Below are 26191 nucleotides of genomic sequence, written 5' to 3' on the forward strand. Positions count from 1 at the left end.
GAAAAATATTTTTTCCTTGATTAGCTTTACTTGGTAAGCATAAAATTGAGGTGTAGGCAATACGCTTACAGTTATTAATACTTGTATAAGGAGAATTCCATTATGAAAAACAAACTTAAACTAACACCTACAATGATTTGTGCTTTGATGGGCATAGGCTCATTCTCAGTAGCAAATGCTACTGACGCTTGGTCAACATCTAAACTTTCGTCTTATGTGGCTGGATCTCAAGTAACTGATAGTGGCAAAACATATCAGTGTAAAGAATGGCCAGCTTCTGGTTGGTGTCAAATTGCTGCTTATCAGCCTAGTGGCACATATGGTTCTGACGCTTGGAATGTTATTAGTGACAACACTGACAACACTGACAACACTGACAACACTGACAACACTGACAACACTGACAACACTGATAACACTGACAACACTGACAACACTGACAACACTGACAACACTGATAACACTGATAACACTGATAACACTGACAACACTGACAACACTGATAATACTTCTAGTTCTTCTGATTGGAGCTCTACGCAAATATATACTAAAGGTGATTCTGTTACTTATAATGGTGAATCATATACAGCTAAATGGTGGACTCAAGGTGAAACTCCTAACAAAGATTCTAAATGGGGAGTTTGGGAATATAATGGTGAAGCAGCTCAAGGACAAGGAACTGTTTCTATAGTATTACCAGCTAAGCCTGACTTTGTAAGCACTAGTACTCTCGCAGATGTTCAAATTCTAAAAAATGGTACTAAAATAGCCGAATTAAATAATGCTCAGTGGGGGTCAACTACTAAACTTGATGTCACTGTCGGTGATAGCGCTAATCTTACTATTAGTGTAACTGCTCTTGATGGAGCTATCGGCTCAGCTTCTCCTGCATCATTTACTTTAGCTAAAGGTGCATCTCAAACAGTTTCTGTAGAATATACAAAATCTAGTACTACTGGTGAAGGATCTATTAGCATTAATCCTCAAGCTGATGTTAGTGGAAACCCTACTACTTCTTATACTCTTACAGATGCTAATGGTAATGTTGTTTCTTCTGGAAGTCTTGAAATTAATAAAGCTATTACATTAGATAATATACCTTCTTCTGAAGACGGTATCGTTTATACTCTTACTGTAGATAGCTTTATTAGTAATGGATATAGTTATACTCCTTCTGAAACATATTCAATAGGAGTATATAATTATAATACTTCAAATGCTGATGTTACATTCACTAAACAAGCTATACCTACAGAAAATGTTGCTATTACTGTTAGTGGATTACCTGATGGTAAATCAACTACTTTAACTCTATCTAATAGTAGTGGTGATACTAAAGAAGTTACTATAAATAGCAACTCTACAGTATCTGCTGAAATCCCTAAAGATAATACTCTATGGACTGTAGCTGTAGCATCTCTTACTGGATACAAAATATCTACATCTCCTTCTTCTTTTACTACAAATCAAGATAGTCAGAGTATTAGTGTAACTTTCGAACAGCAGGCTCCTATTGAAGATGGTAAAAAAGTTATTGGTTACTGGGAAAACTGGAAACCAGGTTTAATTAGTGGATCTTACTCTGGTAGTGCTGAAGATGTAGCTCCTTACACTCATGTATTATACTCTTTCTTAACATTGGACTCTTCTCCAAACCCTGATAATCCAGCAAACAAACAATGGAGTACTGGACATTTAAATGAAAGCATGGCTGGTGCCGACGTCCTAAGTGTAATGGGAGTCTATGAAAATTCATGGGATAATAGCTCTAATTGGCAAAGAGTTCGTATAGACTCTCTTATAGACCTGACACATGCGAATGGTGGTAAATTCATATGGGCAATTGGTGGTTGGTCTGATTTACAGCAAACTATTAGTGATAGCCAAATAGATGCTTTCGTTAATCAAATTGTTGAATTATTAAAACTTGGTGGTGATGGTGTAGATTTTGACTGGGAACATTTAAGTCAATTAGCTGATGGCTCTGTAAATCCAAATAAAGATCAACAGTTAGCAACATTAGCCAAAACTCTTAAAACATTAAGAGAAAAGTTAGATGCAGAAGGAATGAGTGACAAGCAAATTGGTTATACAACTAGATTTAATGCATTCTTTGAAAGCAGTAAAGCTCATGGTTTTTCAAATGATTTTAATTCTGATGGAGAAGGTATTGCTATTGAAAAATGGTTAGAGGAAAATGGTTCATCATTAGATAAGGTTGTTAATTGGGTAAATATTATGGCTTATGATGTTGGGCCTACTGATATGCCTAATGGTCAAACTTGGACAGCTAATGTATATGAAGATGTTTTATCTAGCTTTGCTAAATATGTAAATCCTAGCTTAATCGTTCTTGGATTTGAACCTGGTGGGCAAGCTGCTGGAGGAGAATGGGAAGGTCTTACTTTAGATAAAGAGATGATTGATTATGTGTCTGATAATGGTTTTGGTGGATCTATGTTCTGGGCTATAAACCAAGTAGCAATGGGTACAGCTTCTACTTACTATCAGAATACTGTTACTGGAACAAATGTTCATGATTTAGCGAACTACTCTCAAGAAGCTTTTGCTGAAGAAGAATAATTCTATAATTTCTTATCTTTATCTTTATCTTTATCTTTATCTTTATCTTTATCTTTATCTTTATCTTTATCTTTATCTTTATCTTTATCTTTATCTTTATCTTTATCTTTATCTTTATCTTTATCTTTATCTTTATCTTTATCTTTATCTTTATCTGAGAAAATCATTCTATGTATTTTTTTTGTTATAATACAAACTGAATATATAAAGGAGAGTTTTCATGAATAATAATTTCTATACTAATGTAAATAATAAAATACTAGAAATAAAAGAAGCAGGCACATATAAAAGCGAAAGAATAATAGCTACTCCACAAGAACCTGTAATTAATCTAGAAAATGGTGAAACACTAATTAACTTCTGTGCAAACAACTATCTTGGCTTTGCAAATAATCCAGAAATAGTTTCTTATGCAAAAAACCATATTGAAGAATGTGGTTATGGTATGGCATCAGTTAGGTTTATCTGTGGTACAAACTCTGTGCATAAGCAACTAGAAAAAGAACTAAGTGAGTTCTTTGAGTTTGAAGATACAATCCTATATCCATCATGTTTTGATGCCAATGCAGGACTTTTTGAGACACTTCTTACTAAAGAAGATGCTATTATAAGTGATTCACTTAATCATGCTAGTATTATTGATGGTGTTAGATTGTGCAAAGCGATGCGTTTTAGATATAACAATAATGATATGCAAGACCTTGAAGCAAAACTTATAGAAGCTGATCAAGCTGGAGCAAGGTTTAAAATGATTGCTACAGATGGCGTCTTCTCAATGGATGGTATTATTGCTGATCTAAAATCTATTTGTGACTTAGCCGATAAATATAATGCCATTGTTATGGTTGATGATTCTCACGCTTCAGGGTTTGTAGGTAAAAATGGTAAAGGTTCAATTGAACATTGTGATGTTATGGGTAGAGTTGATATCCTAACTGGTACTCTAGGCAAAGGATTAGGTGGCGCTTCTGGTGGCTACATTTGTGCTAAAAAAGAAGTAGTAGATTTACTTAAAAATCTTTCTAGACCATATCTTTTCTCAAATGCTTTAGCACCTATAATAGCTAAAACATCTATTAAAGCTTTAGAGATAACTAAAAATTCAAATGAATTAAGAGAGCAATTACAGGCAAATCAACAGAGATTTAGATCAAAAATGACTGCTGCAGGCTTTGATTTAATACCAGGAGAACACCCTATTATTCCTGTCATGATATACGATGAGAAAAAAGCAGCTGAATTTGCAGATAAGCTACTAGATTATGGCATATATGTAATTGCTTTTTCATATCCAGTGGTACCTAAGGGTAAAGCCAGAATTAGAACACAAATGTCTGCTGCTCATACTTTTGAGCAAATTGACAAAGCTGTTGATGGCTTTACAAAAGCTGCTAAAGAATTAGGTATTATATAGTTAATAGGAATCAAACTATGAAAGCACTTGCTAAATTAAAAAAAGAACCTGGTATTTGGATGATTGATGATGCTCCTATGCCAGAATATGGCTACAATGATGTTTTAATTAAAATTAAAAAAACAGCAATTTGTGGCACTGATTTACATATTTATAATTGGGATAAATGGTCTCAAGCTATCATACCTGTACCAATGATTACTGGACATGAGTTTGCTGGCGAAGTTGTAGCCAAAGGAAATGGTGTTACAAGTGTAGATGTTGGCGATAGAGTATCTGGTGAAGGTCATCTTGTATGTGGACAATGTCGTAATTGTAGGGCAGGTAAGCGCCACCTTTGTAGAAAAACCATTGGAATAGGTGTAAATGTACAGGGAACTTTTGCTGAATATTTAGTAATGCCATCTGTAAATGTTTTTAAGATTCCTGATTCTATCAGTGATGATATAGCTAGTACATTCGATCCTATGGGTAATGCTATTCATACAGCACTTTCATTTAACCTAACTGGTGAGGATGTGCTTATAGCTGGAGCTGGTCCTATTGGACTTATGGCAGTCAAGATAGCAAGATTCTGTGGTGCTCGTAGAATAGTTATCACGGATATTAATGAATACCGTCTTCAGATGGCTAGAGACCTCGGAGCTACTGTTGCAGTAAATGTATCAGAGTTTCAAAATCAACAACAATTGACAGCACAAATGCGTAAAGTCATGTCAGAAATTGGCATGACAGAAGGGTTTGATGTAGGTTTAGAAATGTCTGGGATTAACTCAGCAATATCTATGATGCTTGATGTTATGAATCATGGTGGCAAGCTGTCACTTTTAGGCATATCAGCTGGAGATATCTCTGTTGACTGGGGAACTATTTTGTTCAAAGGTCTTACTCTTAAAGGTATTTATGGCAGAGAGATGTTTGAAACATGGTATCTAATGACTAGTATGCTTCAAGCAGGTATGGATATGGAACCAATCATCACACACAGACTTCATATCAATGATTTTCAAAAAGGATTTGAAATAATGAAAAGTGGTCAATGTGGCAAAGTAATACTGGATTGGAGTAGCTAAATGGAAAATTCAAATCACACAAATACAACTAAAGTTGATATACAGTGGATTTTTACACTATTTGGTACTGCTATCGGAGCTGGATTACTATATCTTCCTGTTCAAGCTGGGCATAGTGGGTTATGGGCACTTGTAACAGTTCTTATTTTTGCGTTACCATTGACTTATTATTCACATAAGAATATGGCGAATATAGTTTTATATACAGATAATGGTGGCATCACAGATGTTTTCACACATAATCTTGGTAAGCTATTTGGGCTAATTTGTGTAGTCCTATATTTTTTTGCTATATTTTTAAATATGCCGATGTACTCAATTGGTTTAAATAATGAACTAAGTAACTTCTTATTAAACTATCATATTGTTAACACCAATCTTTCGACTAATACATGGTTTAGCTTTAGTATTCTTGCTGGACTATTAATTATTGTTTCTTTAGGGATCAATTTAATCCTTAAATTTATGCAACTAATAGTAATATTTCTAATAATATTAGTAATTACACTGTCACTATATATAATTCCATATTGGAACTTTGAGTTTATAACTGATAGTCATTTTGACACTATTAGTTATATCACAGGTGTATTAATGGTCTTGCCAATTTTGATATTATCAATGAATCATTCACCGGTTATTTCTAGTCTAGTAATATTCTATCGTGATTATGTAAAAGTAGAACGTTTGCAAGAGAAGTACAAAGTATATAAAATCCTTCAGATTAATGCATTGATTCTTTTTATATTTGTACTATTATTCGTAACATCTTGCTTACTCAGCACCACAATACATGACCTTGATAGAGCGAATATGAATAACCTCTCAATAGTAACTCTAATACAAGAACAACATCCAGGGACATTACTAAACATTCTAGCTCCTATGATAGTTTTTACAGCTATTATAAGCTCATTTATCGGTTGCTATATTGGCTCTAAAGAAGCATTAAAATATTTATTCAAATACTTTTTTAGAAATATCTATAAGATCAATATCACAGAAGCAGTCATAAATAGAATTTGTGTCGGTTTAATATTTATGATTTTATGGATATGTACAATCTGTAATTTCAAGATACTTAACATTATAGGAATATTAGTCGCTCCTACCGTAGCTTTCTTATTGTACGTATTGCCCGTGATAATAATCTACAAAAACATACAATACAAAAACTACAGACGTGTAGTACTTGATTCTATTTTATTTATAATGGGATTAGTGATAATATTTGGATATGTAATAGGTTTACTACTAAAATAGATAACTAGCTAATCTGCCAGTTAGCAAACTCCAAATCATCTTGGGTTGTGATTTTAATATTCTTTCTAGAGCCTTCAACGACTATTGGGTTTATACCATACAGCTCCAAAGCCGATGCTTCGTCTGTTATTTTATCTATGAGATTATTTGTATAACAAAAATCAAATGCTTTTTCTAACTGACCAAGTCTTGATAGTTGTGGAGTCTGTGCAAGCCAAATATCTTGTCGATCAATAGTCTTAGCTATAATCATCTTTATAGCTACCTTTTTAACCGTCTCAAATGCTCTAATAGCCAAGATACCAGCTTGAGTATGAGAGTCTTGAGTTTGATTATAAAGCGCTATGACATCTTCTATATTCACACAAGGTCTAGCCGCATCATGTACAAATATCCAATCATCACTTTTACGATCACCGATAAATTTAAGCGCATTATAAACACTATGAAACCTTGTAGCACCACCTACACAGTATTGAACTTTTGGATGATCAAAATACTCAGAAGTATTCCAAAGATTATCGCTATCACTAATCGCCACAATAACTTTGTCAAAGAAAGAATCTTCCACAAATTTTTCTAAAGTATTATCAAGTATAGTTTTACCATTAATGAGTTTGTAATATTGCTTAGGAATATCCAACTCCATCCTTGAGCCTATACCAGCAGCTGGAATTATTACATACTTATTTGACACTATAAAAAATCTCTCCCTGCTTTATCAACCCCATATTTTCACGAGCCAAACTCTCAAGCACTTCACTATTTTTACGCAGCGAAACTACTTCTGAATACAGTTGAGCATTGGTCTGAGATTTATGCTTGATTTCTTTTGTCTGTGTAGCAATTGATTTTTTTAAAATCTCATACTTTAATAAGCCTGTATTACTAAACCAAAGTTGATATTGTAATAAGGCAATTAATAATAAAACTATTGAAATAAAAATATAAAAAAAAGAATTAGATTTTATACTCATGAAACTATTATTCTTCTACTTGAACCACAACTTTTTCAGTTTCACTTTCTTCTACAACAATTTCTTGAACTTCATGATCAGCTTCTTCTGAACTAAAGACAAATGCCTTAACACCTGGATAGATAGCATTTTCACCTAGCTCTTCTTCAATTCTAATTAGTTGATTGTATTTAGCTATACGATCAGATCTAGATAAAGAACCTGTTTTAATTTGTCCTGAACATGTTGCTACTGCCAAGTCCGCAATGATAGTATCAGATGTCTCACCAGAGCGATGAGATACTACACATGTATAACCCGCTTGACCAGCCATTGCCATCGCTTCGAAAGTCTCAGTTAAAGTACCTATTTGATTTAGCTTAATCAAAATTGAATTAGCGACACCTTGTTCGATACCTTTAGCTAGGATACTTGGATTAGTAACAAATAAATCATCTCCAACTAACTGTACTTTATTACCAAGCTTCTCAGTCATTAGTTTCCAACCAGCCCAATCTTCTTCTGCCATACCATCTTCGATAGATACGATAGGATATTTTTCTACCCATTTAGCATAGTATTCAACCATTTCTTCAGAGTTTAGAGACTTCCCTTCAGATGCTAGCTCATATTTACCATCTTTGTAATACTCACTACTTGCTGGATCTAAAGCTATAAATACATGTTTGCCTGGCTCATATCCAGCTTCCTTAACAGCTTTCAAAATCGCTTCGATAGCTGCTTCATTAGATGGCAAATCTGGAGCATAACCACCTTCATCACCAACACCAGCGACACTGTAACCGTCTGCTATTAGCACCTTCTTAAGTGTATGAAAAACCTCTGTACCACATCTTAACGCTTCAGAGAATGTCTCAAAACCAGCAGGAACAATCATAAATTCTTGCATATCAACATTATTATCTGCATGTGACCCGCCATTAATAACATTCATCATCGGAACTGGCATTAAATACTCTTTAACATCCATTAAGTAACGGTAGAAAGGTTTTCTCAACTGAGATGCTGCAGCTCTAGCAGTTGCCAATGAAACACCTAGAATAGCATTAGCTCCAAGATTACCCTTATTCTCTGAACCATCAAGCTCTATCATAGTCTTGTCTATTAATCTTTGATCTAACGCATCCAAACCTTTAACAGCTTGAGCAATTTTTGTATTAACATTCTCAACTGCCTTGTAGACACTTTTACCCAAGAAAAGAGATTTATTACCATCTCTTAATTCCAATGCTTCTCTAATACCTGTAGAAGCTCCTGAAGGAACAGCAGCACGACCAAAAGCACCACTTTCTAAAATCACATCCACCTCAACAGTAGGATTACCACGCGAATCTAATATTTGTCTAGCAAAAACTTGCTTGATTTGTGATGACATAACTATAATCTCCTTTAGATAAATTAAGTCTTATTATGAATTTAAAAAAATCCTATCAATTATAAGCTAGCAATGTATGCTTTGCAATTTAATATACTTAGATTATTTTTCTGAAACTATCTCCTGAGCCTCACTAAAGTTAAGACTCTCTGGCGTAACTATGGTGAATGAAGAAGTATCTACCGCTGACTTTCTTACAAAAATTCTATATATTGAATACACACATAGAATAGCACTAAGTATTGCTGTTATGATAAAAAATCCAAATGGCCCAAATACAGACATAACACTAGATATTATAATAGGACTAGCAACGGATCCTATACCATAAGCAATTGTTAAAACCCCTATTGCTCCTAGCACCTCATTTTCCTCCAAAAAGTCACTAGCATGTGATATTGACAATGGATATATCACAAAAGCGCAACCACCAAACACAAATATCACTATTGCAAATATTAAATAAGATGTGTGGAATAGAGCTATAAGTGAAGATGCTATAAATATACCGGCACCTGCTAATAATATTACTTTTCGTCTATCGATAAGATCTGAGATTTTACCCATAGGAACTTGTAGTAACATTCCTCCAAGAATAGTTGTCATCATTAACACGGAAACCATATCATGATCAATATTTACTCTAACCATAAATATTGGTAACAAAGTATAGATAGAACCTAAAAGGGATCCACCTATAACACTAGCAGCCATAGCAAGAGGTACTTTCTTGATAATTTTTATTGGTGAACAAACCTCCTCAGAATGTGGTACCGGAGCGACTGTTTTTGTGAATGCCATCAAAACAATTGCAATACTACAAAGCGACGATATAAAGCAATAAGCCAATAGTCCACTGCTAAAATGAACATTTATCATTAACTGTGATAATGCTTGAGTCCCATAATATACAAATAGATATATCGAAAATACTAAACCTCGATTTTTTTTCTCTGCAGATAAAATACACCAACTCTCTATAACGATAAATAATGCTGCAAGAGAATACCCACATACAAATCTAAAAAACACCCAAACAGGTACGCTTTTATTAACACCTACAATCAATGTACTAATTGCCATAAGAGACGCAAATAAAACAAAAGCACGAATATATCCGACTCTAACTATCGTAAATTGAGAGAAATATGATCCTGCTGTCATTCCAAAAAAATAGGCTGCTGATATTATACCTATCATTAAGTTAGAACGACCGAGGCTATTTAGCTCTATTGATGAGTAAGTTGTGAAGAAACCATTGCCAAATGATAGTACACACATTGCAACTATAGGAGTAAGAATAAGAAATAGAGTTTGTCTAACAGTCATTGCTCTACCCTCCGTAAGATATATAATCAATACAGCAGATTATATAGAAATGGACTAAGTAAGTTAAGCTAATTATAGGAAAGTTTTTATAAGAAATTCTATATGTCTTTTTTAAGCTTTAGCCAGTTTATATAACCATATATTGCATTAAATAAATATATCAACCACATTGCCAAAAATGCAACGCCATCCCCTGAACCAGAAAAGTACTGTTGCACCCATATAACTGTTGAGAGAGTATTAATAACTATCCATAATACCCACTGCTCAATATATGCTTTAACCATCAAAATAATTGCTACAACTGATACCACACCAGTTAGAGAGTCAGCAACTAGGCCTATCTGTTGGTCAAAATATCCTTTTAGAATGAAAAAACCATACAAAAATGCAGCAATCACAATTCCACTAATAAGATAAATCCTATATTTGTTAGATAGCGTTTTTGTGATGATATCACTATTTTCTGTTATATTCTGCGGCTTAGTCCAAGTATATAAACCATAAAATTGCATTGGAAAAAAGAAAAATGCAAAAAGTAAAAACTGTCCATAAATACCCTGAGTATAACAAATGTAAGCATAAGTAAGATTATTTACAAACGCAAAAAAATAATTAAGTATCTTACCTTTAGCAACTAACAATAAATTTAACATACCAGTGACTGTAGCTATAACAGTAAGCACTAAATAATCATCTGTAGTCAAAATACTTATGACAGCTAGAATACTTACAGAAGCTATAAGCCAAACTATCTCAAAAATATTCCAATCATTAAAAATTTGCGTCAAACTTATATTTCTAAAGCCTTTAAAATAAGCAGACAATTGCGAAAAAAACTCACTTAGAACACGAGTCATATTAATATAATCCTAATTAGATTAACCAGCAACTAACTCCATAGCACCATAAATTCCTGCTTGATCCCCGAGCTTTGCAAGTTTAAATTCACATTCTGCATAAATGTCAGCAAATGAGTTTCTCATAGCAGCTCGTTTAATTTGTGGCAAATATTGCTCACCAATAGCTTCCATAACTCCTCCACCTAATACTACCATCGAAGGATTTATCATATTAATAGCACTACCCAAACCAGCACCCAAATATTCCATTGCTTCGCTAAGAATATCATTTGCAATTTCATCATTCGCTTCGATTGCCTTTTTGATATGACTACTCTTAAGCTTTCCACCATTTTCAGTTACTAATTCAATAAGAGTACTTTTGATCTTCTTTTTTGCTAAGTTTTCAATCTTTTTCTCTATACCTACTTTACCAGCATATGCCTCTAAGCAACCTTGAGATCCACATCCTGGACAGTATGCTCCACCTTGTTTTATGATTGTGTGACCTAACTCAGCAGCTAAACCGCTATTACCACCATAGAGTTTACCATTTAGAACTAGTCCACCACCGATACCAGTACCAACAAAAGCTCCAACTATGTCATCACAACCAACACCTGCTCCATATTTTGCTTCCCCTAAAATACCAACATTAACATCGTTATCTACTTCAGACTTAATCTTGTACCTATCTTCAACAACTTCTTTCAGATTAACACCATTAAGGTTTATGTTAACACTTCTACGAACAACAGATGTTCTTTTATCTATAAGCCCTGCTACACCAATACCTATACCATCAAGCTTCTTGTCTGAAGGAATTTCTGCGATTAACTTATCGATAACTTTAAATAATTGACCTATGACAATACTTGTTTCTTCTTTTGCTTTTGATTTAACTTTTGCCGTAGCTACTACTTTTTTACTTTCATCAAACAGTCCAGCAGCCATATTTGAACCGCCAATATCTACACCTATTAACATTACCAATTTCCTTCCAATCTATTAACTGCTATATCCATAGCTCCATAAACACCTGAGTTATCACCCAAAGTTGCGATTTTTAATTCACAAGCATCCAACATTGTCTTAAAAGCATATTTTGAGCATGAGTAATAGATAGCATCTAAATACTCACTCCCAATTGCTTCCATAACGCCACCACCAAACAATACAAGTGATGGATTCAAAAGATTTATATAATTAGCTACTGCAATACCTAAATTCGTCATTGCTAAGTTAACTATGTCTTCTGCTACAGGATCTTTGGCAGCTAATGCTTTTTTTAGGTGAGATCCTTTCAGTTTACCATTATTTTCCAGAACCAAGTCTATAAGCAAGCTTTTAATACCCTTTTTATGTAGGTTTAGAATCCTATTTTCCATACCTACCTTACCTGCATATGTCTCTACGCAACCCTGTGAACCACAACTTTGACAATAAGTGCCTTCAGTATTAATAGTAACATGGCCAACAGCTCCAGCACCGCCGGTAACACCATATAGGAACTGATTATTTATAACTAGGCCACCACCAATCCCTGTGCCTGCAAATATACCAACGATATTTTCATGTCCCTTACCAACTCCATATTTCCACTCGCCGATGACACCTACATTTACATCATTTTCGACAAAAACAGGTACATTATCAAATTTTTGACTAACTCTTTTAGCTATATTTATACCGTTGAGATTAATATTTGCACTAAAGTTTAAAATACCATTTTTCGAATCAACAAAACCTGCTATACCAATACCTATAGCTTTTATTTTATCTCTTGTTGAATCATCAATTAATTTGTTAATAACTTTAAAAATTTGACCCAAAATCGTATCAGAATCACTTTTACCTTTTGATTTTACCTTGGCTGTCTTAAGTAGATTTTTATGTTCATCAAAAATTCCTGCAGAAATATTACTACCACCGATATCTAAACCTATGTACATAATTATACCTTCTCAAAAACAGCTATTGACTCAACATGCATAGTATGAGGAAACATATCCATGACTCCGGCACTAACTAGCTTATAGCCTTTGTCATTTACTAAAATTCCAGCATCTCTGGCTAAAGTAGCCGTATCACATGACACATAAACAATACGCTCAACATCAAATTTTTCAATATTGCTACAAACTTCTTGAGCCCCAGCTCTCGGTGGATCTAAAAGCATTTTGTTATATTCAAAATTATTAAACCACTCTTTATCTTCGAAACTTTCAAAAAGATTAGTCGCATAAAATTTAACATTATTAATACTATTACTAATAGCTGTTTCTTTAGCTCTACTAACCATTGTCTGCTCACCTTCTACGCCAATTACTGTTTTTGCATACTGAGAAATTGGCAACGTAAAGTTTCCTAAACCACAAAACAAATCAATAATAGAATCATTTTCTGATATTTCTAAAAGATCAATAGCTCTTTTAATCATCTTTCTATTAATATCATTATTAACTTGAGTAAAATCATTAGGCTCAAAACCGATATTTATCCCAGTAACTGGTTGATAGCTTAACTTCTTGGGCTCAACATCTTCTTGTGGATATAGCCTAAAGATAGTATCAGGACCTTTTGATTGCAGATATATCCAGTAGCCATTTTCCAAACCAAAAGCTTTTAGCTTTTCGAGATCTTCATTCACGAATGGTTCAAGGTGACGCACGATAAGCGCTGGTCTAGCATCATCAATTGCAATCTCTAATTGAGCTATATGCTGATATATAGAAAGTGTCTCTATGAAAGAGGCAATTTTCGTTAATTTCTCTCCCACAAGAGGATTTAAGACTATACATTTATCTATATCAGCCAAAAATCTGCCATTACGTTCTCTAAAGCCTACTAAAATTTTGCCCTTTTTATTGACATATCTAACACCTAAACGTGCTTTATTACGATACCCTTCGGTTTTAGCTGTACATAATGGTCCTAAAACATTCTGAGGCTCTACACCCTGACCAATATATTTTAGCTGATTTAGCAAAGTTTGCTGCTTGTGCTCAATCTGAGCATCTGTAGACATATGTTGCAAACTACACCCACCGCACATTTCAAAATGTTCACATGGAGGGTTAACTCTATTAGATGATTTTTTAATATACTCAACTACCTTTGCTTCATCGAATTTTGCTTTTGTGAATGTATACTCAAACTTAACTACTTCACCAGGCAGTGTAAATGGAATAAAAGTTGTTTTACCATTAATCTTTGCTATTCCTCTACCATCATGGCTGAGAGCTATAATTTCACCTTCAAAAATACCCTCTTGAGGTTTCTTATATCTTCTAGATCTTCCCATAAAAAATTTTATCAAATCATATTACGACAATTGTATTTAATTAAACTCACAAATACAACTCAAGGAATTACTTCAAATCCATAGCTTTTCCATCATATGCAGCGACATGACCTGGAGCAAACTTATATACACCTGCTGCCGAGTGAGAAAAAATCATATCAACCTTACCACTATTTGATAATCCAGATATTTTCTGAGGATAAATAGCAAAGTTAACCTTTCCTAATGATGATGATAATAATTTAATCTGGCCGGCCTCTGGTTTTGTATCCAACGGTTTAGTTGGACCATATACTCCACCAATATTTGCATAGACATCATATTTAACACCCTGTTGCAGTTTTTCTGGTACGAATATAAACATATTAGAACCCTTCATGGTCTCTGCACCAAACCCAGCAGCAAACCATCCACTACCGCCTTCTTGCCAGTCACTATTTTTACTCATATCAACACTCAAAACAGCACATATATGATCTTCATATTGTGAATATTCAAAGGTCATGTCTCTCATATTAATAGTTTGATATTTCAAATCAGCTGGGCACACTGTAGTACCCGAATCATCTGCATAAAACAATGAACAAATACTCAAAGATAAAAACAACGAACTCAATAATATTCTTTTCACATTAACTCCTAACTACATTATCTATGTAAATTCTAGCACACAAAAACATAATAATCTTAAAGATAATGTATATGAAAAAATATTAGACATAAAAAAAGCGACTAATGTCGCTTTTTGGAGTCGTGGTGGGTGCTGAGGGGTTCGAACCCCCGACCCTCGCCTTGTAAGGGCGATGCTCTCCCAGCTGAGCTAAGCACCCGATAACTGAGAATTATACAGCCTTATAAAAACAAGTCAAGCTTTTTATATAGATTTTATTAGCCTTCTATTTCATTTCTTAAGATTTGTTCTGGAGATATTTCAGATTCTGCTATTTCTCTCAATGCTACCACAGTAGCCTTTTCTCTTTTTTCATTATCTACAGACTCTGAATAACCTTTTTTAAGTATATTATTCGCTCTCATCGAAGCTAAAACTACTAAATCAAACCTTGTTTCTACCTTATCTAAGCAATCTTCAACCGTTACTCTAGCCATTTTTTACTCCATTTTTCTTCAATAATTGTTTTACTTTGTTATATATTATATCAATCACAGTTTTATTTTGAGCTCCATCAGGAACTATAATATCAGCTTTTCTCTTTGATGGCTCAATAAATTTTATATGCATAGGTCTAACTGTTTCTAAATACTGACTTATAACACTTTCAACACTTCGGCCTCTTTCATTTTGGTCACGCATAAGCCTTCTAATGAAACACAGATCAGATGGTGTATCCATATATACTTTGAAATCCATCATTTTTAGTAGCTTACGATCATTAAATAACATAATGCCTTCAAGTATAATGACACTTACACCACCAGCGATCTCTTCTGATTTTTCTTTGACTCTTGAGTGAGTTGTATAGTCATAGTAAGGAATATGGATATCTTTACCCTCAACCAAATCAGCTAAATCTTTCCTTAAGAGTTTGTGATCAAAAGCATCTGGATGATCATAATTAATTTTATTAGCTTCTTCAAAGCCAACCATCTCTCCCCAATTTTTATAATATCTGTCTTCAGAAATTACTGCTATTTGGTTTAGATGTTTTGATTTTAATTTTTTTATAATTTCATTTGAAAATAAAGTTTTACCGGAGCCAGATCCACCAACAATACCGATTATAAAAACATCGCCTTTACCAGCCATTATTTTTTACCTTATAATTCTATTTTTGGTTGACTTTTAACTAAATGATCCAGTTCTTTTAATAAGCTTAAAAACTCTTTTATTTTATACATCGGGAATGAATTTGGACCATCACTTAATGCTTCTTCTGGCTTTGGATGAGTCTCCATAAAAAGACCATCAATACCGACTGCCATAGCAGCCTTTGATAGAACAGGTACAAATTCTCGTTGACCACCTGATGAGCTACCTTGTCCACCTGGTAATTGCACTGAATGAGTAGCATCAAACACTACGGGGCAACCTGTATCTTTCATTATCTCAAGAGAGCGCATGTCTGAAACCAAATTATTGTAGCCAAAGCTTACACCTCTTTCACAAACCATGATCTGCTCATTACCGGTAGATTTTGCCTTAGTAACAACATGTTGCATGTCCCAAGGAGCTAGAAATTGACCTTTTTTGATATTCACAGGTTTGCCTTGCTTACATACATCTAGTATAAAATTTGTCTGACGACACAAAAAAGCTGGCGTCTGCATCACATCAACAACTTCTGCTACTTCAGCAAAAGGAGTATCTTCGTGGACATCTGTAACAACTGGTACATTATAGGTTTTTTTAACTTTAGATAAAATCTCAAGACCCTTATCAACACCAAGCCCCCTAAAACTGTTAATAGAAGAACGATTCGCCTTATCAAAAGATGACTTATATACAAAATTAATGCCTAAATCATTAGTGATCTCAGCTAGATACCCAGCAGTATCCATAGCCATTTGTTCTGATTCAATCACACACGGCCCAGACATCAAGAAAAATGGCTTACCATTTCCTACTTCAAAATTAGCAATTTTCATAAAACATTTCTACTTTAAATAAGTTTGATTACGATTAAATATTATACAGAAAAAGATGAACCACAACCACATGTTGTTTTCGCATTTGGATTTCTTATCACAAAATAAGCTCCTTCAACATCATCTTTATAGTCAACATCAGCCCCAACTAAATACTGAAAGCTCATAGAATCAACAAGAAGGCGAACACCATTTTTCGTAACAACCATATCATCTTCTTTTATCTCATTATCAAATGCGAAAGCATATTGAAATCCTGAACATCCACCACCAGTTATATAAACTCTAAGACTAAGAGAGTTATCTCCTTCTTCTTCAATTAGCTCTTTAACCTTTAAAGATGCCGATTCTGTAAAGTTGATTGGATCAACACTTTGAACTACTTCACTCATAAAATTACCTCGCTACAAGAGAAAGTTTAACTCTACCACCTCTGTCTATATTTTGAACCAAGACTTCTAAGCCCTGACCCTCAACTAATGAATTAGTTTTCATACCAGCTTGTTCAATTTCTGAGAATGGTAAATATCCATCTTGACTACCAAGAAGATTAACAAATGCGCCAGAGTCTAAAAGCTTAACAATCTTACCCTTGTAAATTTGCCCTTCTTCAACTTCAGCAACAATTTCTTCAACTATAGATTTAGCTAGATCTAATGATTTTTTATCTTTAGCAAATATTTTAACCTCACCAGAGTCACTAGTATCAATTTGAGCTCCAGTTTTTTCTACGATACCTTTTACAACAGATCCACCTCGGCCAACAACATCTTTTATCTTAGCTGGGTTTATATTCATGACATGAATTTGTGGAGCAACATCAGAAACAGATTCTTTGTGCTCTCTTATTACTTCATTCATAATCCCTAAGATATGCAACCTACCTGTTCTAGCTTGCTCAAGTGCTTGCTCAAGAATCTCTCTAGAGATGCCTTTGATTTTGATATCCATCTGAAGTGCTGTAACACCATATCTAGTACCAGCAACTTTGAAATCCATATCTCCCAAATGATCTTCATCACCTAATATGTCTGATAAAACTGCATACTTTGCTCCGTCTTTGATAAGACCCATAGCAATACCTGCAACTGGCTCAGCTATTGGTACACCTGCGTCCATCATAGATAAAGATGAGCCACAAACAGTTGCCATGGAACTAGAGCCATTTGACTCCAATATTTCCGATACTATCCTTACGACGTATGGATAAGCAGTTTCATTTGGAAAAACCGCTTGTGTTGCACGTTTAGCTAGATTTGCATGACCAACTTCACGACGCTTCGGAGCCATACCCACCATACCACACTCCCCTACAGAGTATGGAGGAAAGTTATAATGAAGCATGTATCGTGATTTTTCCATACCATCTAAAGATTCTACAAGCTGGGCATCTCTATCGCTACCGAGAGTTGTAACCACTAAAGCCTGTGTCTCACCTCTAGTAAATAGAGCTGAACCATGCACGCCTGGCAATACACCAACTTTAACATTGATAGGTCGTATTGTTTCCGTACATCTTCCATCAATCCTTGGCTTACCATCTAAAATATTTGATCTAACAAGATCCTTTTCAATATCATGGAAAGCTTCTAAAATTTCTTTTTCAGTATATTCATTACCATCAACATCACTCGAGAATATATGCTCTAAAACATTTTTTCTTACTTCATTAAGCTTAATATTTCTCTCTTGCTTAGATGCTATTGTATATGCGTTTTTGATTTCACCAAAGAAATGTGACTTAATCTGAGATTTTAACAACTTATTTATCTCATAAATCGTATATTCTATACGTGGCTTTGAAGCTACTTTAGCAAGTTTATTAATAGAGCTAATAATAGTTCTAAGATGCTTGTGTGCATATAGGATACCACCGAGCATCACAGATTCTGGCAAACTATTAGCTTCTGACTCCACCATTAGTATTGCATCATCAGTACCAGAAACTACTAAATCAAGATCAGACTCTTTTAAATCTGCTTTATTAGGATTAAGAATATACTTACCATTAGTATAACCAACTCTTACACCAGCAATAATATCATCATAAGGCGCTCCTGATATTGCTAAAGAAGCAGATGCTCCTATTAGTGCCAACATATCTGGTGAAAATGTCCCATCATAAGATAAAACTGTAGCTACAATTTGAATCTCATTAAAAAATCCATCAGGAAATGATGGTCTTATAGATCTGTCTATTAATCTAGAAATAAGAATCTGTTCTTCAGAAGGTCTTCCCTCTCTTCTTAAGAAGCCTCCAGGTATCTTACCTGCTGCGTATGTTTTCTCTAAATAGTGTACCGACAATGGAAAGAAATCAGCACCTGCTGATACTGATTTTTTAACTACTGTAGTTACCAATACAACATTATTACCACAACTTACAGTCACAGACCCATCTGCTTGACGAGCCATACCACCTGTTTCTAGAACTATTTCTTTGTTACCTAGTTCAAAGACTTCTCTAAATATTTTCACAGTTTAACCTTATATAATTATTTGATTTAATGACGTAAGAACGATTAGAATGAAATTATTATCTACGTAAGTTTAATTTCTTGATTAGAGCACGGTATCTTTCTACATCTTTACCATGTAAATAGTCTAATAATTTACGACGTTGACTTACTAACCTTAAAAGACCTCTTCTTGAGTGATTATCTTTTTTGTGAGTTGCAAAGTGTCCTTGCAAGTCGTTAATTCTAGCAGTTAAAAGAGCAACTTGTACTTCAGGTGAACCAGTATCGCCTTCAGACTGCTGATTTTCTTTAATAATATTTTGCTTATCTTGAGTTGTTAACATAACATTTCTCCATTTGTTTTCTATTAGTTAATGTGTACGACAAACCGCACAAAGGAACAGTTTACCGGTTAAAGATTATATACCATTAAAACAAAAAAGACAAAAGATTTAGTTACCAATCTTATCAGGCCTAATGCCCAATATTTGCAAGCTATTAAGTGCCACATCAGCAAAAACTGGAGCGGCTACAGAACCTCCTCCGTACTTATCACCTTTAGGATCTTTTATTGTAACAACAATAGCCAACTGTGGATCACTAGCTGGCACGACACCAACGAAGCTTGCCAAATATTTCGCACCATACGTCCCTCCTGACAGCATCCTAGCCGTACCTGTTTTACCTGCAACATGGTATAAAGGAATTTGCGCTTTTGCTCCTGTCCCACCAACCCCTTCAACAACAGATTGCATCATACTAACCATTTCTTCAGAAACTTTTTTAGATGCTACCGGCCTAGAGTCAATTTCTTCTCCAGCTCTTCTTTTAAGAATTGTTGGCTTAACATACTTACCATCATTGGCAATTGCTGAGACTCCAGCAACTAGCTGAAGATCTGTTGCATTCATACCATACCCAAAAGATAAGGTTGCTAGCTGAAAATCTCCCCACTTATCTTTAGCTGGGACAAATCCATCACGCTCACCAGGTAGTTGTATACCTGTTTTATCACCAAATCCGAAGTTTCTAAGTGATGGTTCAAGTATTGTAGGATCAGTTAGGTTCAATATCATCTTTGATATACCAACGTTACTAGATTTCATAAGAATATATCTTAGATCTTCTTCACCATAATCCCTTTCATCTCTCACAGTATTTTTACCAATACGATAATAGCCTGGGTGCGAATTGATAATAGGTTGCTCTGGTGTCACATTATCACCATAAATAAGCGCAGTAGCCGCTGCAAAGACTTTCATTACCGAACCCAACTCATACACATCAGTAGTAGCTCGATTTCTGCGTCTATCAGGATAAGCATCTGCCATACTATTAGGATTATACGAAGGATAATTAGCCATAGCTAATATCTCACCTGTATGAATATTTTCAATAATAACTGAACCTGCTTCAGAATTCGTCTTGATCACGCCTTTTTTCAGATACTTATATGCAATGTACTGTAGTCTAGAGTCAATACTTATTTGAAGATTATGACCATTTTTAGGCATTATAAAGTTATCTTCAACTTTTGCAACACCACCATGTAAATCTTTCTTATACTCGAAATATCCATCTTGCCCTGTCAAAAACTTATTAAATTCCAGCTCTAGACCTTCTTGACCTTTACCATCAACATTAGTAAAACCAACAATATGGGACGCAACCTCAGCCATTGGATAATATCTCTTAAATTCACGTATCACATGAATACCTGTAATATCCAAATCTTTAACTTTTTGTGATAAATATGGCTGAACTTTTCTCTCAATATAGACGAAGCCACTCCTTCCTTCTCTGACTTTAACTTGTCTTTCTATCTTTTCTCTTTTTTCTTTAGATAGTTTTAAAATACTCATAACCTCTTTCAATTCAGAGCTATCTGCACTGACATAGTAAGGGTCAACCCAAATGGTATCAACCGGAGTACTTATAGCCAAAGGATTACCATTTCTATCAAGAATTATGCCTCTATATGATTTTATATCTATACTTCTATCACTTCGATTATCACCTTCTTGCTTAAGTTTAGGATACTGAATTGTTTCCATATAAATCAATTTGGCAAATAGGACTATAAAACTTAACAATAGCAATAGAATGACCACTAAGTGCCTTAATTTTGGTCTATAGCTATTCATTTGCAGAGCTCTCCTCTTGATTACTCAATGTACCTATACTCTTTCTAGTTGGTAAAGACATCTTTTCTTTTTCAGCAAATTTTTCTACAGCCGTAGGTGTTGCTAACGAACTGTACTCCAATACAATTTGACTCCACTGCTCATCTAATTGGGTCTGCTCAACAATTAGATCTTTACGCTCATTTAACAGAAGTTTAAACTCAAAACGTGTCACAATCAAAGCAAATGCTGTAAGCAATAACACAAATAAAAGTACAAATGCAATAGCCACCGTTTTCTTAAAAAAACTATTTTTTAACGACTCAAATAATCTTATCCGTATTTGACGGTTTGTTAGCATCATATCTTTTCAACAATCCTTAAGATAGCACTTCTAGAGCGAACATTTTGACTAAGCTCATCTTGATTTGCTTTAGCTTTTTTTGTAATCCATTTCATTTTTACTCCACTGGTATCTTGTGGAAGCAACTTTGAAATCCTATTTAACTCTTGTTTTGGATTAATAAGAGAAGTGAAATTTTGTTTAACTATACGATCCTCTAATGAGTGGAAAGAAATAGTAGCAATTCTTCCACCTTTTTTAACAACATCTAGAATATTTCCTAAAAGGAACTCTAAATCCTTAAGCTCATTATTAACATATATACGTAATGCTTGAAAACACCTTGTCGCAGGATTTTTTTTCTCTCTTTTACCAATGGTTGCTCGAATAAGGTCAGCTAACTGGTGTGTTCTAGTTATGCTTCCATTCTCAGCTATATAGTCTTTAACTCTTAGAGCAATTTTTTTTGCAAAACGTTCCTCACCATAAACCTTAAAGATGTAAGTTAACTCATCTACTGATAACTCTTCTAAAGCTTGGCTAGCAGTAAGGCCTTTTGATGTGTCCATTCGCATATCTAGTGGACCATCATGCGTAAAGCTAAACCCTCTATTAGCATTATCTAATTGAGGAGAAGAAACTCCTAAATCCATAATGACACCATCAATCTCACCTAGAAGATTATTCTGAGAACAATAATCATAAATACTAGCAAAACTTGCATGAACTATCTGGAAACTTTCAAACTGGAAATTTTCTTTTGCATAATTTATAGCATCCAAATCCTTATCAAAAGCAATAAGCTTTCCAGATGTTAGTCGATCCAATATAGCTTTTGAATGCCCGCCCCTGCCAAATGTTGCATCGATATAAATACCATTTGGCTTTATATCCAAACCATCTACAGACTCTCGAAGTAAAACTGAGAAATGCATCCAACCTATGCCTTAACTAGTTCATTAGTGAGCTTTTTAGCCTTAGAAAAGTCTGTCTTCCCAGAGCCTAATTTAGGTATTGATATAACCTTGAAATAGTTGGTTGGCTTATAAAGATTTTCAATACCAGAGTGTCTTACGATCTCTTTCAACTCAGTTGGCTCTAAGTCCTCTAGATTATATAGTAAGTTAATAATCTCGCCTCTTTTAGTATCTGATGTAGCCACAGCTAAAACCTCAAAATCAATTTTATGAGAATCATACCCCTTTTCTCGCAAAGTATCATAGACTTTTTGCTCCAAAAGTCCCAAACTCACCATTTCACCAGCAACTTTTGCAAACCTGGAGTACCTATCAACTACCGTTAAATAACCTTCGCCATCAATCTTACCCTTATCTCCTGTTATGTACCACTTATATCCATATTTCTCGATCATAACCTCATTAGTTTTTTTAGGATCATTAAGATAGTAATCCATCTTATTAACACCTCGGTATATAATCATGCCCTCTACACCAATAGGTAGCTCTTCATGAGACTCAGGATGTATAATTTTGAATTGACCACCAGGAACTGTCAAACCTACAGTACCTATTTTATTTGGTGACTTAGTTGGTCTATTAACAGCAGCTACTGGTGAAAGTTCGGTAGTCCCATATCCTTCATTAATAACCTTATCAAACTTGTCTTCGAACATAGTGCGTACTTCTTTAGAGAGTTTTTCAGCACCTGTAATAATAAGCCTAAGTGTTGCAAGATCTTCTTTTTTGACTGCTTTATTTTTGGTATAAATTCTTAAAAATGTTGGTGTCGCACACAACACTGTAGTTTTATTTTTTTTGATTAAATTAGCAACTCCTTTAGCATCTGTTGGATCTGGATGGCATGCTATATACCCCCCTTGAAACAGAGAAACTAGTGAGATTGTAAGACCAAAAGCATGAAATATAGGCAAAATCCCTGCCACAGAATCATTCTCTTGGCACTCGATAACATTTGTGCTTTGATAAACATTTGCAAGAAGGTTTTTATGCTTGATTGCAATACCTTTAGGCACCCCTTCACTACCACTACTAAATATTATAAAGGCCAAGTCATCTAGCTTAGTTGGCTTAAGGTATTTTTTAACTAACCATGACGCAGGTAGCATTTTGATTTGCAAGAATGTCTTTATTGACTCAGCTTTGGTTATTTTTGCTTTGATATCCTCCAAATATACAATCTTGCACATCGAAAAAATCTCTTCAACAAAGAAACCTTTGTGAGTTAATTTCTCAACAAATGCTCTAGAAGTAATTATTGTTTTAATTCCTGCATTATTAATAGCATGTCTTAATGCTTCCTCTGAAGCTGTATAATTTAGATTAACTATTGCCTTTGCACTCATCATTAATGCTAATATCGCCAAATAACCGCCTGCGCTTGTAGGTAAACAAACACCAACATTATCTTCTTGCTTAGTAATTTCTTGAAGTTTTTTGGACATCAATGCTGCCCCTGTCGCAAACTTGTAGCCATCTAAAGTGACACCTGTCGTATCAGTTAATACCAAGTTACTTTTAGCGTTTAACATTTGCCTAAACCAAATCTCAGCAGGAGCCTTCAAAAGAGCTAAATATTCCTCCCAAGCTTTCACAGAAAGATCATCCATCTCCTCATTTAGACTTCTCAAACTTTTAAGTTTAGCAATATCAAAAAATACCTGTCTATCTAAATTTTTACGGTCTGAAAAATATGGCATCTCAGGCCCACATACAAACAACAAGAATCTATTATCATTTTGCTCAACCTGAGAAATAAAACTCTTGTCCACAATAAGTACACCTTGATGATCCCAAAAACTAATATCATCAATATATTTTATTTCAGCATTTGCTATAGCTTTTTCAAAACATCTAACTCTAGTATCAAAGTGGCCCAAAACCGTTATCGTTTTTTCTTTCAGAAAACTCTTTAAAGCTAGTATCGTGATTATTGAAGTATCATTCGCAATAATTATAGAACCATTTATGATTTTGCTAAAGTCTATCTGTTTATTGCAGTCATATATGTAAGATTGATTTAATTTTTTATGTATAGAAGATTTAAGCTGTTTTAGGCGCATTTTTATACCAGTATTAGTTGTAATAATAAGCTCATAGATAACCTATTATGTTATCATATAGTAATCTTAATTTTTATAGTAATATTAAATTTATGCCTGAACTTCCTGAAGTAGAGACTGTCAAAAGAGGTTTAACCAAAAATATTATTAACAAAAAGATTAAAAGCATACAGATAAATACAGATAAGCTTCGCTACCCCATAGATAAAGCTCAACTTCTATCACTAAAAAGTAAAGTAGTGAAAGATGTCCAAAGAAGAGGCAAACACCTAATTATTTTTATGGAAGATAACTTGCAGTTAATTATTCATCTTGGTATGTCAGGTGTTGTCAAAATTATAAATACCTCTGAATATGATAAGATCAAGCATGACCACATTATCTTAGAATTATCTGATAACCTAAGTCTAGTCTATAATGATCCGCGTAAATTTGGATATTGGTTAGTTAATACCAATATGATGCCACTAGAACACAGAGTTTTAGCCACTCATGGAGTTGAACCTTTAACAGATGATTTCAATGCTGAATATTTGATATCTAAATTAAAGAAAACCTCTAGAAAGATCAAACAAACTATCATGGATAATAGCATAGTTGTTGGTGTAGGAAACATATATGCCAGTGAAGCATTATTTGATAGTAATATCTTACCCACAAGAGCTTCTACCACCATCACAAAAAAAGAAGCGGAGAGGCTTGTAACTTCAATTAAGAAAATACTTGATAAAGCAATTGCCGAAGGTGGTACAACACTCAAGGATTATAAAAATACAGAAGGTAAACCTGGCTACTTCACGCAACAACTCAATGTTTATGGCAGAGCCAATCAAAACTGTTACATCTGTAGTACTAAAATCGAAAGTTTAGTGATAGCCCAAAGAAACACATTCTTTTGTAAAAAATGTCAAAGATAAAACTACATATTTAGAAAGTACTTATGCACAGAAGAGTCCTCAGTCAATTCAGGATGAAAACTACTCACTAAAATATTACCTTGCCTAACTAGTACAGGTAAATCATCAAATTTAGCCAACACCTCAATATTATCGCCCACTCTAGTAAATTTTGGAGCTCTAATAAATACGGCTTTGATAGAATTACTCATAAAACCTAAGTCTGTGACAAAACTATCAACCTGACGACCATAGCCATTTCTCTCTACCTCCAAATCTATAAGACTTAAATACTCAGAGCCTTTTGATAGAATTATACTACCTGCACAAGTTCCAAAAACTGGTTTTCGTGAGCAAAAATCTTGTAATTCATCAAAAATTTGATGCTTATTCAAAAGATTTAGTAATGCTGTACTTTCTCCTCCGGGAATAATAAGCCTATCAATTTTATCAAAATCATTTGCAAATTTGACTAACTTAACCTCTGCCCCCAAAGATTCAAGCATCTCAGCATGCTTTTGGAACCCACCTTGAATAGCTAGTACGCCCACATTCACAGACATTTT

At 34.3% G+C, this 26191-nt stretch carries 26 protein-coding genes and 1 tRNA gene; 5 read left to right on the forward strand and 22 right to left on the reverse strand.

Annotated features, from left to right (window positions below; all coding sequences use genetic code 11):
- Positions 1–102 precede the first annotated feature (102 nt).
- On the forward strand, positions 103–2583 hold the full coding sequence (locus F7308_RS08545) for a carbohydrate-binding protein (RefSeq protein WP_013923467.1): 2481 nt from the start codon (positions 103–105) through the stop codon (positions 2581–2583).
- Between the two features lie 2 nt (positions 2584–2585).
- On the opposite strand, the gene F7308_RS10120 is transcribed toward F7308_RS08545, so the two are convergent.
- On the reverse strand, positions 2586–2750 hold the full coding sequence (locus tag F7308_RS10120; protein WP_013923468.1) for a hypothetical protein: 165 nt from the start codon (positions 2748–2750) through the stop codon (positions 2586–2588).
- Between the two features lie 53 nt (positions 2751–2803).
- Here F7308_RS10120 and F7308_RS08550 point away from each other — a divergent pair, with 53 nt between their 5' ends.
- Genes F7308_RS08550 through F7308_RS08560 form a run of 3 tightly spaced genes read left to right on the forward strand, consistent with a single transcriptional unit; the run spans position 2804 to position 6333 of the window.
- Positions 2804–3997 (forward strand): glycine C-acetyltransferase, encoded by a 1194-nt coding sequence (locus tag F7308_RS08550; RefSeq protein ID WP_013923469.1) that lies wholly within the window; start codon positions 2804–2806, stop codon positions 3995–3997.
- 17 nt (positions 3998–4014) lie between these two features.
- On the forward strand, positions 4015–5070 hold the full coding sequence (tdh, locus tag F7308_RS08555; protein WP_013923470.1) for an L-threonine 3-dehydrogenase: 1056 nt from the start codon (positions 4015–4017) through the stop codon (positions 5068–5070).
- The gene (locus F7308_RS08560) at positions 5071–6333 is read left to right on the forward strand and encodes an amino acid permease (protein ID WP_013923471.1); all 1263 of its coding nucleotides are present in this window, start codon (positions 5071–5073) and stop codon (positions 6331–6333) included.
- Between the two features lie 4 nt (positions 6334–6337).
- Here F7308_RS08560 and ispD read toward each other — a convergent pair whose 3' ends face one another.
- The 20 genes from ispD to migR form a co-directional block, all read right to left on the reverse strand.
- On the reverse strand, positions 6338–7030 hold the full coding sequence (ispD, locus tag F7308_RS08565; RefSeq protein WP_013923472.1) for a 2-C-methyl-D-erythritol 4-phosphate cytidylyltransferase: 693 nt from the start codon (positions 7028–7030) through the stop codon (positions 6338–6340).
- Positions 7020–7310, reverse strand: a complete 291-nt coding sequence (locus F7308_RS08570; RefSeq protein WP_013923473.1) for an FtsB family cell division protein — start codon at positions 7308–7310, stop codon at positions 7020–7022. The genes ispD and F7308_RS08570 overlap by 11 nt, the downstream gene beginning before the upstream one ends.
- 7 nt (positions 7311–7317) lie before the next feature.
- Positions 7318–8685 (reverse strand): phosphopyruvate hydratase, encoded by a 1368-nt coding sequence (gene eno / locus F7308_RS08575; protein ID WP_013923474.1) that lies wholly within the window; start codon positions 8683–8685, stop codon positions 7318–7320.
- Between the two features lie 102 nt (positions 8686–8787).
- Entirely contained in the window at positions 8788–10014 is a 1227-nt protein-coding gene (locus F7308_RS08580) for an MFS transporter (RefSeq protein ID WP_013923475.1), read from the reverse strand.
- A 98-nt stretch (positions 10015–10112) separates the two neighbouring features.
- Positions 10113–10874, reverse strand: a complete 762-nt coding sequence (pnuC, locus tag F7308_RS08585) for a nicotinamide riboside transporter PnuC (protein ID WP_013923476.1) — start codon at positions 10872–10874, stop codon at positions 10113–10115.
- Positions 10875–10895: 21 nt separating this feature from the next.
- Positions 10896–11843: an ROK family protein gene (locus F7308_RS08590; RefSeq protein WP_013923477.1), complete on the reverse strand. Its 948-nt coding sequence runs from the start codon at positions 11841–11843 to the stop codon at positions 10896–10898.
- Entirely contained in the window at positions 11843–12808 is a 966-nt protein-coding gene (locus F7308_RS08595) for an ROK family protein (RefSeq protein ID WP_013923478.1), read from the reverse strand. Before F7308_RS08595 ends, F7308_RS08590 begins: the two co-directional genes overlap by 1 nt.
- A 2-nt stretch (positions 12809–12810) precedes the next feature.
- Positions 12811–14160, reverse strand: coding sequence for a 23S rRNA (uracil(1939)-C(5))-methyltransferase RlmD (gene rlmD / locus F7308_RS08600; protein WP_013923479.1), 1350 nt, complete (start codon positions 14158–14160; stop codon positions 12811–12813).
- A gap of 67 nt (positions 14161–14227) precedes the next feature.
- Complete coding sequence (locus F7308_RS08605) at positions 14228–14791, reverse strand: hypothetical protein (protein ID WP_013923480.1); 564 nt, start codon at positions 14789–14791, stop codon at positions 14228–14230.
- A gap of 123 nt (positions 14792–14914) precedes the next feature.
- Positions 14915–14990 (reverse strand) — tRNA-Val (locus F7308_RS08610).
- 58 nt (positions 14991–15048) lie between these two features.
- The gene (gene rpoZ, locus F7308_RS08615; RefSeq protein WP_013923481.1) at positions 15049–15267 is read right to left on the reverse strand and encodes a DNA-directed RNA polymerase subunit omega; all 219 of its coding nucleotides are present in this window, start codon (positions 15265–15267) and stop codon (positions 15049–15051) included.
- Positions 15260–15925 carry a uridine kinase gene (gene udk, locus F7308_RS08620; RefSeq protein WP_013923482.1) on the reverse strand — a complete coding sequence of 222 codons (666 nt, stop codon included), beginning with the start codon at positions 15923–15925 and terminating at the stop codon, positions 15260–15262. Before udk ends, rpoZ begins: the two co-directional genes overlap by 8 nt.
- 11 nt (positions 15926–15936) lie before the next feature.
- A complete protein-coding gene (gene kdsA, locus F7308_RS08625; protein ID WP_013923483.1) occupies positions 15937–16764 on the reverse strand; it encodes a 3-deoxy-8-phosphooctulonate synthase in 828 nt (275 codons plus the stop codon).
- A 41-nt stretch (positions 16765–16805) separates the two neighbouring features.
- Positions 16806–17156 (reverse strand): iron-sulfur cluster insertion protein ErpA, encoded by a 351-nt coding sequence (erpA, locus tag F7308_RS08630; RefSeq protein WP_013923484.1) that lies wholly within the window; start codon positions 17154–17156, stop codon positions 16806–16808.
- Between the two features lie 4 nt (positions 17157–17160).
- Positions 17161–19242, reverse strand: coding sequence for a polyribonucleotide nucleotidyltransferase (pnp, locus tag F7308_RS08635; protein WP_013923485.1), 2082 nt, complete (start codon positions 19240–19242; stop codon positions 17161–17163).
- Positions 19243–19300: 58 nt separating this feature from the next.
- Positions 19301–19567, reverse strand: a complete 267-nt coding sequence (gene rpsO / locus F7308_RS08640) for a 30S ribosomal protein S15 (protein ID WP_004288130.1) — start codon at positions 19565–19567, stop codon at positions 19301–19303.
- A 108-nt stretch (positions 19568–19675) separates the two neighbouring features.
- The gene (locus F7308_RS08645; protein ID WP_013923486.1) at positions 19676–21367 is read right to left on the reverse strand and encodes a peptidoglycan D,D-transpeptidase FtsI family protein; all 1692 of its coding nucleotides are present in this window, start codon (positions 21365–21367) and stop codon (positions 19676–19678) included.
- Complete coding sequence (gene ftsL / locus F7308_RS08650; RefSeq protein WP_041263817.1) at positions 21360–21710, reverse strand: cell division protein FtsL; 351 nt, start codon at positions 21708–21710, stop codon at positions 21360–21362. The genes F7308_RS08645 and ftsL overlap by 8 nt, the downstream gene beginning before the upstream one ends.
- On the reverse strand, positions 21707–22624 hold the full coding sequence (rsmH, locus tag F7308_RS08655) for a 16S rRNA (cytosine(1402)-N(4))-methyltransferase RsmH (RefSeq protein ID WP_013923488.1): 918 nt from the start codon (positions 22622–22624) through the stop codon (positions 21707–21709). The genes ftsL and rsmH overlap by 4 nt, the downstream gene beginning before the upstream one ends.
- Positions 22625–22629: 5 nt before the next feature.
- Complete coding sequence (gene migR, locus F7308_RS08660) at positions 22630–24729, reverse strand: iglABCD operon regulator MigR (RefSeq protein ID WP_013923489.1); 2100 nt, start codon at positions 24727–24729, stop codon at positions 22630–22632.
- 92 nt (positions 24730–24821) lie between these two features.
- Between migR and mutM the strand changes: the two genes are divergently transcribed.
- Positions 24822–25646 carry a bifunctional DNA-formamidopyrimidine glycosylase/DNA-(apurinic or apyrimidinic site) lyase gene (mutM, locus tag F7308_RS08665; protein WP_198006067.1) on the forward strand — a complete coding sequence of 275 codons (825 nt, stop codon included), beginning with the start codon at positions 24822–24824 and terminating at the stop codon, positions 25644–25646.
- A 2-nt stretch (positions 25647–25648) separates the two neighbouring features.
- Here the strand turns inward: mutM and pdxT are convergent, their stop codons facing one another.
- Positions 25649–26188 carry a pyridoxal 5'-phosphate synthase glutaminase subunit PdxT gene (pdxT, locus tag F7308_RS08670; RefSeq protein WP_013923491.1) on the reverse strand — a complete coding sequence of 180 codons (540 nt, stop codon included), beginning with the start codon at positions 26186–26188 and terminating at the stop codon, positions 25649–25651.
- Positions 26189–26191 lie beyond the last annotated feature (3 nt).

Origin of the sequence: Francisella salina, from assembly GCF_000219045.1 — a bacterium.
Classification (GTDB): domain Bacteria; phylum Pseudomonadota; class Gammaproteobacteria; order Francisellales; family Francisellaceae; genus Francisella; species Francisella salimarina.

Bases quoted from the DNA above. Each gene is read 5' to 3' on its own strand.
- F7308_RS08545 (WP_013923467.1), top strand. From the start codon at position 103: ATGAAAAACAAACTTAAACTAACACCTACAATGATTTGTGCTTTGATG.
- F7308_RS10120 (WP_013923468.1), bottom strand. From the start codon at position 2,750: ATGATTTTCTCAGATAAAGATAAAGATAAAGATAAAGATAAAGATAAA.
- F7308_RS08550 (WP_013923469.1), top strand. From the start codon at position 2,804: ATGAATAATAATTTCTATACTAATGTAAATAATAAAATACTAGAAATA.
- tdh (WP_013923470.1), top strand. From the start codon at position 4,015: ATGAAAGCACTTGCTAAATTAAAAAAAGAACCTGGTATTTGGATGATT.
- F7308_RS08560 (WP_013923471.1), top strand. From the start codon at position 5,071: ATGGAAAATTCAAATCACACAAATACAACTAAAGTTGATATACAGTGG.
- F7308_RS08570 (WP_013923473.1), bottom strand. From the start codon at position 7,310: ATGAGTATAAAATCTAATTCTTTTTTTTATATTTTTATTTCAATAGTT.
- eno (WP_013923474.1), bottom strand. From the start codon at position 8,685: ATGTCATCACAAATCAAGCAAGTTTTTGCTAGACAAATATTAGATTCG.
- F7308_RS08580 (WP_013923475.1), bottom strand. From the start codon at position 10,014: ATGACTGTTAGACAAACTCTATTTCTTATTCTTACTCCTATAGTTGCA.
- pnuC (WP_013923476.1), bottom strand. From the start codon at position 10,874: ATGACTCGTGTTCTAAGTGAGTTTTTTTCGCAATTGTCTGCTTATTTT.
- F7308_RS08590 (WP_013923477.1), bottom strand. From the start codon at position 11,843: ATGTTAATAGGTGTAGATATTGGCGGTTCAAATATGGCTGCTGGACTG.
- F7308_RS08595 (WP_013923478.1), bottom strand. From the start codon at position 12,808: ATGTACATAGGTTTAGATATCGGTGGTAGTAATATTTCTGCAGGAATT.
- rlmD (WP_013923479.1), bottom strand. From the start codon at position 14,160: ATGGGAAGATCTAGAAGATATAAGAAACCTCAAGAGGGTATTTTTGAA.
- rpoZ (WP_013923481.1), bottom strand. From the start codon at position 15,267: ATGGCTAGAGTAACGGTTGAAGATTGCTTAGATAAGGTAGAAACAAGG.
- udk (WP_013923482.1), bottom strand. From the start codon at position 15,925: ATGGCTGGTAAAGGCGATGTTTTTATAATCGGTATTGTTGGTGGATCT.
- kdsA (WP_013923483.1), bottom strand. From the start codon at position 16,764: ATGAAAATTGCTAATTTTGAAGTAGGAAATGGTAAGCCATTTTTCTTG.
- erpA (WP_013923484.1), bottom strand. From the start codon at position 17,156: ATGAGTGAAGTAGTTCAAAGTGTTGATCCAATCAACTTTACAGAATCG.
- rpsO (WP_004288130.1), bottom strand. From the start codon at position 19,567: ATGTTAACAACTCAAGATAAGCAAAATATTATTAAAGAAAATCAGCAG.
- F7308_RS08645 (WP_013923486.1), bottom strand. From the start codon at position 21,367: ATGAATAGCTATAGACCAAAATTAAGGCACTTAGTGGTCATTCTATTG.
- ftsL (WP_041263817.1), bottom strand. From the start codon at position 21,710: ATGATGCTAACAAACCGTCAAATACGGATAAGATTATTTGAGTCGTTA.
- rsmH (WP_013923488.1), bottom strand. From the start codon at position 22,624: ATGCATTTCTCAGTTTTACTTCGAGAGTCTGTAGATGGTTTGGATATA.
- migR (WP_013923489.1), bottom strand. From the start codon at position 24,729: ATGCGCCTAAAACAGCTTAAATCTTCTATACATAAAAAATTAAATCAA.
- mutM (WP_198006067.1), top strand. From the start codon at position 24,822: ATGCCTGAACTTCCTGAAGTAGAGACTGTCAAAAGAGGTTTAACCAAA.
- pdxT (WP_013923491.1), bottom strand. From the start codon at position 26,188: ATGTCTGTGAATGTGGGCGTACTAGCTATTCAAGGTGGGTTCCAAAAG.